The organism is Pseudoalteromonas luteoviolacea DSM 6061 (genome assembly GCF_001625655.1).
GTDB lineage: Bacteria > Pseudomonadota > Gammaproteobacteria > Enterobacterales > Alteromonadaceae > Pseudoalteromonas > Pseudoalteromonas luteoviolacea.
In genome coordinates, this window is record NZ_AUYB01000127.1 from 1 (window position 1) to 13,675 (window position 13,675).

Consider the following 13,675-nt stretch of genomic DNA (forward strand, 5'->3'; position numbering starts at 1 on the left):
TGATTTAGTTGCGCAGAACAAAGTACCTTGCACGTTTAGTTTGGAAACGTTGGAGCCGTCTCTACTCGTACAGATCCCCTTTAAAAAGTTATTGGAAGCAAGCAAAGACTCAGTGGTTATTTCTCAGGATATTATTCGCGTGTTGTTGGGTTTAGCACTTAAGAAAGAGCGCAGAGAGTTTGAACTGTTAACGCTATCAGCAACAGAACGGTTCAATAATTTACGCAACGATGATCCACAATTGGTAGCAAAGCTGACTCAAAATGACATTGCTAAGTATTTGGGGATCACACCTGTCGCACTGAGTAGGATTAAGCATCAATAAAGACACAAACATGTAGCTAAGCCATTCAAAGCATTGTTTTGATGCAATAATTCGTATATTTACCACATTATTCCCACCCACATTTTTCTTACATTAACCCACAGGGTAATTGGTTGCAGCTAAGGCATGTTGCACCCAACTATCAATCCTGTTGGCTTATTGGTCCATTGAGATAGACAACTGTAGTTGCCTTTAACTGGCCTGCAAGTAGAGCCGTTTGAGTGTTTAATAATAAAGGCTTTTACATGATAATTTTTCTAGGTGGAACATGTAACCAATCCACATGGCGGGACAAGCTTATACCGCATTTAGCGGTAGATTACTTTAATCCAGTTGTAGAGCACTGGGACGAGCAATGTTATGAACGAGAGCTTATTGCGCGAGAAACAGCAGATTTTTGCCTGTTTGTTATTACACCAAAAATAGAAGGTTTATTTGCACTTGCAGAAGTGGTCGATACCTCTTACAAACGCACTGATCGAACCATTTATTGTTACTTAGAAGAGGATGGTGACGAAAGTTTTACAGAGCAACAATTAAGCATCCTTGAGGATATCGGTAGGCTAGTCGAAGGAAACGGGGCTGTATGGTTAAAATCGCTAGACGAAATCGCTGACTTTTTCAGACAAGCATCACAAATCAAGCCCCCAGAAAGTGAAAATGACATATTTGATGTCTTTATTTCCTATGGCCGTCGACACAGTAAAGAATTCGCAGTTCAGCTCAGGCAATCTCTCATTGATCAAGGATACAAGGTTTGGCTTGATACAGAGAACATTGCTATCGCAGTTGAGTTTCAACAAAAAATTGATGAAGGGATCCGCTACGCCCATAATTTTTGCTTTATTTTGTCTCCTCACTCGGTTAACTCGGAGTATTGCAACCGAGAGCTGCAAACTGCGCTTGCATTGAATAAGCGGATTATACCTATTCACCATATGGATATGGGGGCTAGCGAAGGCGATATCCCAGAAAAACTGCAAAAATTGAACTGGATGATGTTTAACAGTAATCGGACATATACGCAAACATTGTCCATGTTGGTTTTTGCTTTGAATCAACATAAAGAAGTTTTACACCCCCATTGCGAGCTGCTGCTCCATGCTGATAAGTGGGTAAATTCACTCAAAAGCCACGAACACTTATTGTATGGGCAAGCCATGTCAAACGCATGTAACTGGCTGACCAATGTAAGGCGTGCTAAAGAGTTAGAAGTTTTTCCTTTGGATGAGCATACGAGTTTTATTAACGCGTCACGGCTATATCATCAGGACGAACTTTCTGATATTTGCGTAGTACATCACTCAAATGATCAAACTCAAGTAAATAAGCTCTGCCATAGCCTAATTCAGCGCGGCTATGTAACCGTCACCGAGACGCTTGATAACGTACAAAGTTGTTCTCTCGACAAACTTTTGTACCGACGTCTTCGCACCGCGACTTTTATTGTGGTGGTCGCCAGTGACGGCATAACTCATACCTCTGCCTGGAAGTATGTTAGGGACTATGTGCAATCAAATCAGAAGGTCAGCTTTACTCTGCTAGAGAATCTTTCTCCTGAAAAAGGGTCAGATTTGGGACAAATTATTCGTTTTGATGCTAAAGCAAATAACGAAGAACTCTGTGAGCTACTCCTTCATCACCTTGAGCAAGATAAAGACTATCTCAGTTTGAGAAATAACTTGTTTTGCAGGGCGGCTCAATGGGGTGAAAGGAAAAGCGACGGAATTCTTTTAACCAATACCGAACTGGTGGATTATCAGCAATTTCTTGCTATTGCTCAAGTTCGCTCTACCTTTGGTGCCCCCCAATCACTCGTCGATTTTATAGAATATAGCGCTCAGGAGTTAGAGCAGCGAGTCGACAATTGTGTCGATATATTCGTTTGTGCTGATGCAGAAGACAATCATTTTGCACACCGATTAAAGCGGCGTCTTAGAGAACTTGAAAAAAGCGTTCACTATGGTGACCCAGGTTATAGTGACCAAGATTACGCCTTGTTCAAAGAAATGATGACGTCATCCAGTCGAGTTTTAGTTGTTTTGCCTAGACAAGCCTCTAATTTAGTCGACAGCCTTTTGGAAATGGCGAGCGACCTGAATAAACCCATCACCTTTATCAAGTTGAAACGGTTTAGGGAGGCTAAATATGACCAGTGCTACCAAACTCATTGTCACGCAGCTTTTGAAGTCGATGAGCAACTAGAAGTTTCACTTACTCAGCTATTGGCAAAAATCAGCGGTAACACAGAATATCTAGAGTCCTATCGTTACTGGTCGCAAAAGCTACATTTTTGGAAAGAGCAAAATAATGCTGAAGAATTCCTTCTTGGGAATACAGAATCAATTTTAGCTAGTGCATGGCTTAAAGGCGCGCTTGCACACGCAAATGAGCCAAAACCCTCAGAAAGTCTGGTTCAGTTTATAGATGATAGTAGGGGTTATGTTGAACAAGCAAAACGAAGCGAACGCAGAAATAAAACCCGCCTCAAGGTGTTTTCTGTACTTTCTTTGGTGTTATGTTGCGTGTCACTTCTTTTAGGTGTCAATGCCGTAAAAGATGGCAAAATTGCCGAAGCGCAAACCTTGGCAATTCAGCTAAAAAATACAGAGTTAGAAAAGAAAACAGAAGAAGCAAATAAGCTTGCAAAGCAAGCAGAGCTGGCTCGTTTGAAAGCACAAGAAAAAACTTTATTGGCGATGGCACAAACAGAACTTGCCAATAAACAAAAGCTAAGGGCTGAGACAGAAAGGGAAAACGCGCAAAAGCAAAAAGACTTGGCGCTGATACTTAAATCTCAAGCGGAGCGGGCTCAGCGAGCTGCATTATCACATCAAGCCGAGGCACAGAATCAAGCTGATAAAGCGCTGCGCTTAAAACAAATAGCTGAAATAGAGGCGCTTATTTATCAAGCGCAAATTCAAAATGAAGGGGTCGAACGAATAACACTTGCCGTTAGGGCTTACAAAAGGCTGCTAAGTCTAAATGCAGATGTTAGAAACAACATTCTATACAACTTACTGTATCGAGAGATCAAGCCTAACCTTTCATCAATACATGCGCATATTGAGCCGGTTCAACACCTATCTTTTATTAAAGAAAAAAGCAGCTTGTTGAGTATCGATAGGTCCAACCGGTTTGTATCTCATCAATTTACTCAACGCGACGGTCTGATTAAGCAATTTGAGTATCAACTTCCATTCAAAGTGATTCAATTGCTTTCCAATGAGCAGCGTTCGGTGTTGCTGAGTGAAGCTGGTGTCGTATATGAGATAAATGAAAAAGAGGCGAAGTGGGAGCTTGTAAGGCTAGCTTCCAATTTCAACGCCGAAAGGATCTTAACCCTCTCCGGTGAACTAACTTGGGTACAAAGTGGAGAGAAAATACTAGCACTACAGCCAAATCGAGAACGCCAAACTAAGCATGTAATTAATGGTGCAGGTGAGTTGTTTGTAAATCAAGACATGACCTATGCCTTTTCTCATACTGAAGGAAATCTCATCCTTTGGCAATTACAGGGAGAGCAATTCCACATTGTTTGGCAAGAACCTTATCACTCCAAGGTGACACATGCAGAGTTTGTGGCCAATCGTTTAGTGTTTGTTGATACAAACAGTGTTTTTAGTAGCTATGTAATTGATGGTCAGAATGATGTCAGGTTGTCTAGGCGTGGTAAGGCACATGAACACCCCATATCTTCCGCTTTTTATGTAGCATCCAAGCAGCAAATGGTAAGCACAGGAGTAGGTGGCACCATCAAATTTTGGCCGTTTGGCGTGAATACCTCCAACCGCACACCTATTGAAATTCAACATTCTAACTGGGTCTACAGTGCCACGCATGTAGAAAATGATGATGCATCATTTATTTATCTTGGCACCGACAGCGGGCATATCGTCCCTCTGCCTCTCGATATTCAATATTTGGTTGTACAAGCGGAAAATATAATTGCAAAAGGAACAAATGAACTATGAAGTTATTGATCATATTCCTCTTTATGTGGAGTAGTTATAGCCACGCAAAGGTTATTGGTAAAGTCTCGAATGCATTGAGTGATTCGTGGTTGAATGAAGTAAAAGTGGTGAATATCCGAAATGGAGCTGTTGCTTTCACTAACGAGTATGGTTCATTTGAGATTGATGCCGTCGTTAATGATCAATTGGTTTTTTCGTTGCGAGGGTTTGAAGATAAAGCCGTGATTGTTCCAAATAACAAGCTTGTATACGCTCTGTTAGAGCCATATGAGTTTCAAGATACCGGCTCTCTTAACAGTCTATTATCCACAGGAGGCAGGCAAAGCCAAACTCTTGCCAGTACGCCTGCAAGTGTTGTGGTTATATCCCAAGCTGAAATTTCACAATTTGGTTATCAGACTTTGACCGAAGTTCTAAACCATGTTTCAGGACTTTACTTGGTTGAAGAACATAGTTGGACGGGATCTGGTCAAAATGTTGGTGTACGTGGGTATATGAGCAGTGGGGTCAACAATGGTCTTTTAATAATGATAAACGGAGTTGCCCAATATGAAGATTATTGGGGGCAGTTTCCGTTAACTAGGGCACATGTTCCCGTTCAGGCTATTACCAGAGTTGAAGTGGTTAAGGGGCCAATGTCGGTTGTCTATGGTAATCAAGCTTTACTCGGAACAATAAACATTATTACAAGAGCAGACTCCAGCGGACAGATTGATGTTTCCCATGATGAGATCAGTTATTCGATGAACAACCTCGGGGATATGAGGGTAGGGGCTAAACTAAGCTATGAAGGAAACAGCAATCACACGCTCACATTTGGCGCTTCATATGATGCAGGTAAGTTTGATACTAAAGCCCTTAATACAGATTCAGGTTTTACGTCTGACTATAACGATTCTCTATCGGCACAGTCTTTCTTCTTGGGGTTGTCTTCCAATTACAGAAAAAACTTGGTTCTCAATGCTAACTTTTCACAAGCAAAGAAAGGGATTCTGGCTGACCTGAGTTTTGCCTCAAAGCACTTTGGCAGGATATCCGGACGTCAATATGCAGATATCAATGGAACCAATTTGAGCCTTAGTTATCGACATTTTTGGCTTGATGACGCCGCACAAACCAAAACTACTTTGGGTTACTTTTCTCACAATTCCCTTCAAGATTATGCGTCTGGTGGAGTGACATATGGTTTTGCAAGTTATCGTTCAAAAGCGATACAGCTCGAATGGGAGGTATCTTTAAATGGCCGCAAGTTATATCAGATGCCGCTGAATATAAGGTTTGGGGGGCAAAGTCGAAGAGCCCTAGATTTGCATACTACTTTCGACATTGGCACAGCAATAAGTGTAACAGATAGATATATCTCTATTGACCATGACGATACGTTAGACACGCACTCAATGTTTTTTCAGTTGGATTATCAATTAAACGACAAGTGGCTAATTGATGCGGGTGTGCGTGCTGAGCGTGTAACCAGTTATCAAATGATTTTTGGCTGCAAAAATCCACTCAACCTATGTAATGAGGCATTGCATTCGGCAAATGCTCCCGCAATGAATGGGCCACGTTCACTGTATGAGCGAAAAGCAAATGTGGGGGTTTTGCCTACAGAATACACACCAAGAGTGGCGGTTATTTATAAAAGTAACGATAGCGCGGTATTAAAACTAATTTACGGTGTAGGCGCGCGCAATCCTTCTTTTGGACAAAATGCAGATGTACTCGAAGCACTCTCAGCGAAAGCGTTTAAACGAGAACAGGTGAAGTCGTGGGAATTTATTTACTTGAATCAGTTCTCTGATGACGCTATCAACTTATCAGTTAGCTCGCAAATAAGCCTTTATTATAGTGAATTGAATGGCTTAATCGTCCGGCATGGGTTGCAAAGTTTTGCTCGCACAGGCGCGGCAAAAGGTGCTGAGCTATCTGCAAAAGTATCTTGGGGGCAGCTCTTTGCTCGGTTAGGGATCAACTATTATCATGCTGAAGATTATCAAATGGATAATCGAATACCTTCATCCCCTGAACAGCTAGCACAACTGAGAGTCGGCGTAACTATCGCAGAGGGGATGGACGTAGGGCTCTCAGCCAGATATTTGGACAAAATGTACAACAGTTTTTCCTCGTGTACTTTGCAAAGTGGTTGTACGTATATCAATCCCGAAAAGCCTTACAGTGACAGCGCATATCTAGTTGATGTGAGCTTCAAAATGTCAGAGGTTTTTGGCCTTCCGGTGACTTCACAATTCGGTGTGAAAAATCTTTTCGGTACCAATCATACACATCCTGTTTCATCAAATAACGCTTGGCTAAAGCGGGGCTTTCCCGCCGAACCAAGGCAAGTCTTTATGTCATTCAAATATCAGCTTTAAGGAGTATCGCGAATGTTTAGAAATATTGTAGAGCGCTTGAGGTATAGGGCTGCAGAGTTTCCTGATGCACTTGCGTTGCTGGATGATGAGCGGTCGTTTAGTAATGAACAACTATGGGGCAAAGTATGTAATCGTGCTCAGTGGTTTATTGAGAAAGGGATCAAACCTCAAGATAAGGTTGCTATTTATCAGGCTCGCTCTGCAGACGCAGTGGTGAGCGTGCTGGCTTTGGTTAGTATAAGAGCTGTGTTTATTCCGTTAGATAGGCAGCTGACAAATAGCGCAATCAATGCTCGGTTGAAAAAGGCACAGTGTAAAACACTAATTTGTGACAAACCTGTGAAATTTAGAATGATAGGTATTTCGACCATTGACTTGCGCAAAGAGCCCAAAGTAAAAAGCGTACTAACCAAGTGCGAGCCCTTTAGCTTTGGTAACATAATGTATGTTTTGTTTACTTCTGGAACGACTGGGGAACCAAAAGGTGTTCAGGTAAAGTATGATTCTGTATATAGACACTTAGCCTGGAAAAACACAGTCTATCCCGTAGAAAGCTCAAGTATTGAATTGCTTAAAGCGCCTTTGAGCTTTGATGTGTCAATAAGAGAGCTATTTGGTTTTTTATTCTCTAAAAACGCGTTGTTCGTACTTACGGATGGAGATGAAAAGAGGCCAGACATTCTTTGCCAAAAAATTCGTGACTTAAATCTTAAGGAAATAAGTCTTGTTCCTAGTTTTCTATTCGCACTGTTAGTTTACATAGAGAAATTCATTCATATTGAAGAACTTTCATCGCTAAGGCGTGTCTTGGTCGGCGGTGAGATCCTGCCAAAAGCGTTAGTGGATAAATTTGTGCGTATTTTTGGCCGAGAGAATGTATCGTTGATTAACCTTTATGGTCCAACTGAAGCGACAATTGAAGTTACGCACTTTGATTGTTTGTCTAAGCCTATATCAGGTGATAGCTCAGTCCCGATTGGACAACCGATCTATCGTGACTCAATTCATTTACTCGACGGTAATGGCAAGCCAGTCAAAGATGGAGATGTCGGAGAGCTTTATATCGTAGGTGAGCAAGTTGCGCTTGGATACGTTGGCATAGAAGAGCACGCACAAAGCGCATTCCAAACTAGCTACCTGTCAGGGAGACGATCATATAAAACTGGCGATCTTGCTCGGCGTTTAAAAGGTGGTGATTTGGAGTTTTGCGGGCGAGTTGACCGGCAAGTAAAAGTCAATGGAAAAATCATAAACTTAGAAAGTATCGCGACTCAGTTAGAGTCACTTTTAAAACCAGAAGATATTAGGGTAACGTCAAAAACAGACCTAGAGTCACACACCACAATACGTCTTTTCGTGTTAGTTAAAACAATTTCAAAGACAGGGTTAACCCCCCGAGATATTCAACAGCACATTTTGAAAACGTGCAATGTGAACATATCAATCGCGAATATTGGAGCTGTACTTACTTGGCCAAAAACACAAAGTGGCAAATGTGATTTGAAAGCACTGTCTGATTACGAGGTTCCATGGCCGACAAAATCAGAAGTTCAAAGTGAGTCAAGTCATAAAGTTATTAGTATTGTTGAGCAGTTTGAAATGGTTGAGCAGGCTGCTCCTAACCGGACAGCACTTATTTTTGGTCAAGAGAAGATCTCATACACAGAGTTAAACAAGCGGGCGAACAAGATTGCCCACTGTCTACGCTATGAACATAATCTGGGCCAAGATTGTATTGTGGCAATATGCGCTAGGCCCAGTATTACTTACATCACAGCGATTCTTGGTGTACTAAAAGCGGGCGGAGCGTTTGTAACGTTAAAATCAGGAGACAAGTTACTAACCGATGAAGCGTATTTACAACTATCTAGCTGTTCAGCCATGTTACTGCTCACAGATAGCGAACATGAAAATTGTCTTATTTATCCAAGGCTATGTATCGAAGAACTTGCTGAAGATAGTTACTTAGCAGACCAAAACCTGCCAGACCTTAGGACTCCAAAAAGTCTAAACTACTTGTGCTATACATCAGGCTCAAGTAGCGAACCAAAAGGCGTTTTGATAGATGATTTTGGGTTGCATCATCGTTTGTATAACAAACAACAGAGAGATCCTGTTAGGCCATCTCAGGGCTATTTACAGCTAACAACGCCGCAATTTGACGGGGCTATCTGGGAACTTTTTGGCTGGATATATGCGAGTAGTTATTTAGTTATTGTGCCAGAAAAAGATCGAAACATTCCAGAGCAACTCATTCAATACATTAGTGACTATAACATTGCAGAAATTCTAATGGTTCCTAGCCAGTTACATGCATTTTTAAGCTATGTTTTAACTCATAACTATGAGCAGCAGCTGAGTATTTTAAGCCGCATTAGAGTTGGGGGAGAGCAGGTTCAGCGCGAAACAATTGAACTTTTTAAACAAGCAAATACAAAAAACAAAATTGCGCTTATCAATAACTATGGCCCTACAGAGGCGACAATTGATGTAGCTCAAAGTGTGCTAAGCACACTTGATCCCAAAGCGCCCATTTCAATTGGTACTGCGCACGAAGGTGTTGAATTGCTGGTGCTAAATGAACAGTTACAGGAAGTTGAAAAAGGCGAAATAGGGGAACTGGCCATAGGTGGTGTAGGCTTGATGAGAGGGTATATGAAAAATGGGCAGGTCAAACAAACAGCGTTTTGTGCCCACCCATACAACCAGCACGATCAACTCTATCCAACCGGAGATTTAGCTTATCAAACAAGCACTGGACAATTTGTCATTGAGGGTAGAGTTGATGAGCAAATTAAAATACATGGTAAGCAAGTTGACCTTAAACAGCTCAGAACCGTGTTTGAGGAAGTACTACCTTTTGATACTTTCAAAATATTGACTATCAGCACACCTTTAGGTGCACATATATTGGTCTTTTTATTGGACAGCGCCGTGAGCAATTTCGCGTCGTTGACGATTGAAGAGCTCAAAAAGCTTGTTAAGTTTAAATTGCCAGACTACATGGTTCCCAAAGCTTATTATTGTTTGAATGATTTTCCCAGATTGGATAACGGTAAAATAGATCGTAAAGCGTTGTTAAACATGCACTCAACAGAAGGACATGTAGTCAAAAACGATGAAGACGAAATTAATCTTTTTGCGGTGGTAAAGCAGGTTTTAAACTTGTCATATCTGCCGACCGCTGATCAGTGTCTTGAAGAGTTAGGGGCGGACTCTGTGAGCACAATTTTACTTGCAGCCGAACTTAAATCTCACTTGGGGTGGCAAATTGAATTAGAAATGTTGACGCCAGATAGAACATTGCAAAGCATTAGCAAGCTTCACTTTGGAGACGTAAATCGAGCAAGGTATGTAAGCTACAACGACAAAACCGAACCAACACTATTTTGTTTTCCTCCAGCCTCAGGATTGGGCTTTTGCTACAAATCTCTATCCCAAATGTTAGAAGATACGTCAATTGTTGCATTTCACTTCCTTGAGTCGTGCAACGACATCATCAATACATATTGTGACGATGTCATTCGTTTAGGACAAAGTGAGATTCATTTAGTTGGCTTCTCGGGTGGTGGTAACTTAGCTATGCGTGTGGCTCAAACGCTGAAAAATCGCAAGGTGGCGGTATCCAGTATCACGTTAATTGACGCCTACATTCATACCAAACTATTTAATCATTTGCCGGATAAAATCCGTGCCATGCGAGATAGCTTAGCACTGCAAACTATTACTGAGCTCACGCATTCTGGTTTACCTAAAGAGATGTTAGAAAACAGAATCTATGCGTACTATCAACACCATTGGCAAAATGGACTGAGTAACGAAACGTTAGATTGCCCTATTCTGCAGATTAGCGCGGCAGACCAAAAATTATTAAAGGAAATTAATGGAGACCCAGAATTAGGCGCCGTACTACATGACAACTGGTCTCTTTTAACAACAAATAGTTGCATGAAGGTGGCAATAGATGCGAATCACTATGAGCTGATGTCACCCCCCCACATTTGCAATATCGCTCATCTTGTCAGGGAGCTAATCGTTTCAAAGGGGAAGGAGGCTCACTATGAATGTTGAAATTTTTGCTAATCGCAGCAACCCCGCAATACAAAATTTATTGGATAAAGCTGGTGATGGATTGAACATGTATTTTGATGCAAACAACAACATGGTAGATATCGACTATTACCTGTTCATATATTTACCATGTGAATTAACCAACAAACACATACCACCCACATTACCTAAGCTGGTGGACTATTCAAATAAACATCCAGATAAAACTATTTTTTGTTTTGCGCAAGAACAAGAAGTAGTGCAAATAACCGCTCATCAACTGAAATCGATCAGAGCCGTCGGAAAGTTAGTAGAAGATAATGGAGCAAGGTGGCTGACGCAGTTACCTGCTTCCTTGCATTCGCTTTTTGAGTGTCGAGGAGCGTAAATTAGATATGTTAAAAGTAGAATTAATGACTGGTTTTGCGCACTTAAGGGATGAAGCGACAGTTGATGCTTTATCGTTACATTCACAAGCTGTAGCGCTTGCAAACCAAAAGGAAGGTGGTTACTTAGAAGCACTAGCAGATTCATTACCTGCTTCAGATTCGCTATACATTTCGTCTGTGGACACGCTTTTTAAACGCTACGAAGCAGGCTTTGGCCCTATAAAAGACTTTTTGTTGGGGCTCAAATTTATCTCAAATCATCGTGGTGGCAATATCAAAGTTAGAGTAAACATCTTTGTTTTCGCTTTCTTAGCTCATGCTAAAAATTTAGATTTGATGTTTTGCACAGAAGTGAGTGCAAATCATAAAGGGCGATTTTTAAGTTGGCAAAATACCATTGATGGCCTAGTCCTCTTTGAATTAAAAGGTCGCACAATCACCAATGATCGAATAGGGTTAGCTGAACCTTACTTAAAATTGCGCAAAATATTAGAGCGGGACTCAACACGAAACGAGCTAGCACTACTGGCGCTGCTGACTTTTTCTAGCCCTATGCAAGAAGAAGAAATATTAAAGGTGTTGGGTGGCTCACACTCTGGTCTTAAAGCTTTGCTTTTTACGTTGCTGGACACAGGTGTAGTCACAAAATCATTTGGGCTTGTCACGATTAACGAAAAGTATATTCCAATCGCGGTGTTTTTCGTGCGAGCAAAATTAGGTGTTGATCTTATGGCGCTTGCTAAGAGGTGGGTGTGATGGAAGAACTAATTAAGTACTTTCAAAACATTTACGTTGCGGTTTATGTGGGGCTGCTCATAGCAAGTCAGTTTGTTGTGCTAGCAATTTTCACTTTGGTTAAAACACAGCGCAAAGCAGCGCGTTCAAAAGCAGGGTTATCCGAACATAAAATGCTGTCTCACAGCAATGAGCTTGCACAGCATCGCCAATTTACCAAAGTTCAGGCTTGGGTGTTTATCTGTCAGTTTTTTTGTTTACCAATCCTTCTTTGTGTTATTGCTTATCTAATGAGTGAGGAATCAAAGGATATTATTGACAGTCTTACTATTTCGTTCTTGCTTATGTTTTTTTGGTTGACTTTTGTTGGCACAGATGCGCTCAAGTCGCTTTTATCTGGCTTTGCTTTTAAAGTGCTAACAGGGTTTAACAAAACGATTCAGGTAGGGGATGTAATGCAAATAGCTGATTGCAAAGGAGAGCTTATTAGTTTGGATAGCTTTCATGCACAATTAAAGCAATCTAACGGTTATATTGTGACGTTTCCAACAGCAGATATGTGGCATTTACGTTTTGCTTCGGCAACTTCAGGTAGTGCAAATGCCCCATGCGAAATACCGTTTTATCTTGCAAGCTCAATTTTTGCCGACAAGCTGCAAATATTCGAGCGTCGTTTATGGAATGAATTACAAAATTCGCGCTATGTAGATTTGAGCGAACCAATAAAAATTAATTTCAAGCAAAACGAAGGTAATATCCAAATAAGTGCCATTGTACATGTCGCTTTGGCGCGTAATGAGCCTTTGTTTAGAAGTGAATTGTGTAGAGCTATGCTGCTTATCTGTGCAAAAGAAAATATTGAGCTGGCAAATAATGAATCTTAATCATGATTTTGGGTTGCTAATTGTTGATTGGGTGTGAAATTAATGGGGTTTAAAAATTAACTACTCTGCAATAGATGAACTATCTTTTATTACGTAGTTGCACGAACATGGCTGGTTGAATGTAACTGTTAAGTCGAATGGTCATTGAGTGTATTATCAAAAAAGGGCGACGACAATAGGACTGGTGTGGGTCCACACTGGGTGTCTTACAACGTAAAAAACATTGCAGAGAACAAACATGAGCTCAAACAATATAAGCATAGTAAATCTAGTTTTGGCAATTTTCTTGCCGCCTATTGGTGCATTTCTACAAGTAGGCTTTAGTGCACACCTTTTTATCAATATTGTTTTAACTTTACTAGGCGTTTTTCCTGGTATGCTTCATGCGATCTGGTTGGTTGTCACAAATAAAACGGGTGATTGAAACGGAGCTGTAAAATAAAGCTCAGATATATGCGCGAGGCGTCTGACTAAACGATATCAGATCTCGTCGCGCATTTGTTTTTGAACGCTTTATAACCCCACAGTTCATATACTATTGTAATAGACTCGATTTTTTATAATTTGAGTTGTTGTTACGCGTGTGTACAAGTTGTCTTGATACAACTGCTGCTATCATAGCGATACTGACCATCATATTTGGGCCATCAAACTCTGACTGTGTCTGGACTAATCGAACATAAGGCAAGCAGCCATTATTGGAGTTGCCAATTCCAGTATTTGGTGGAGTGCCTGACGTTTGGTTGAGGTTTTTGTAATCAAACTACCGTATTTTTCAGTGTAAAATAGCTTCATTGAGCCCCAATTAAAAATGGAAAATAAACATTGTTTATAAACAATGTGATTGGAAGCATTTCGATTTTAAAGTTTAAAGCGAGAGAGCTCATCTGTTAGTTGATTACTGTCTTTATTAACCGTTTCAAGCATGCTTGTTCTGCGCAACTAAATC

At 40.9% G+C, this 13,675-nt stretch carries 8 protein-coding genes; all 8 read left to right on the top strand.

The genetic code is table 11. The annotated features are described in order from the left end of the window. Positions 1 to 325 (top strand): Crp/Fnr family transcriptional regulator (locus N475_RS25750; protein ID WP_162269611.1); only part of this gene is annotated, 325 nt, incomplete at its 5' end. A gap of 245 nt (positions 326 to 570) precedes the next feature. Continuing rightward, a complete protein-coding gene (locus N475_RS19175) occupies positions 571 to 4,299 on the top strand; it encodes a TIR domain-containing protein (RefSeq protein WP_063358146.1) in 3,729 nt (1,242 codons plus the stop codon). Further along, positions 4,296 to 6,668 carry a TonB-dependent receptor plug domain-containing protein gene (locus tag N475_RS19180; protein WP_063365805.1) on the top strand — a complete coding sequence of 791 codons (2,373 nt, stop codon included), beginning with the start codon at positions 4,296 to 4,298 and terminating at the stop codon, positions 6,666 to 6,668. Before N475_RS19175 ends, N475_RS19180 begins: the two co-directional genes overlap by 4 nt. Before the next feature lie 12 nt (positions 6,669 to 6,680). Then, positions 6,681 to 10,739: an AMP-binding protein gene (locus tag N475_RS19185; protein ID WP_063365806.1), complete on the top strand. Its 4,059-nt coding sequence runs from the start codon at positions 6,681 to 6,683 to the stop codon at positions 10,737 to 10,739. Further along, positions 10,729 to 11,106, top strand: coding sequence for a hypothetical protein (locus N475_RS19190; protein WP_063365807.1), 378 nt, complete (start codon positions 10,729 to 10,731; stop codon positions 11,104 to 11,106). Before N475_RS19185 ends, N475_RS19190 begins: the two co-directional genes overlap by 11 nt. A 7-nt stretch (positions 11,107 to 11,113) precedes the next feature. Beyond that, positions 11,114 to 11,863, top strand: coding sequence for a hypothetical protein (locus N475_RS19195; RefSeq protein WP_063358142.1), 750 nt, complete (start codon positions 11,114 to 11,116; stop codon positions 11,861 to 11,863). Continuing rightward, positions 11,863 to 12,726 (top strand): mechanosensitive ion channel family protein, encoded by an 864-nt coding sequence (locus N475_RS19200; RefSeq protein WP_063358141.1) that lies wholly within the window; start codon positions 11,863 to 11,865, stop codon positions 12,724 to 12,726. The genes N475_RS19195 and N475_RS19200 overlap by 1 nt, the downstream gene beginning before the upstream one ends. Before the next feature lie 238 nt (positions 12,727 to 12,964). Continuing rightward, positions 12,965 to 13,150, top strand: a complete 186-nt coding sequence (locus N475_RS19205) for a YqaE/Pmp3 family membrane protein (protein WP_063358140.1) — start codon at positions 12,965 to 12,967, stop codon at positions 13,148 to 13,150. Positions 13,151 to 13,675: the final 525 nt, after the last annotated feature.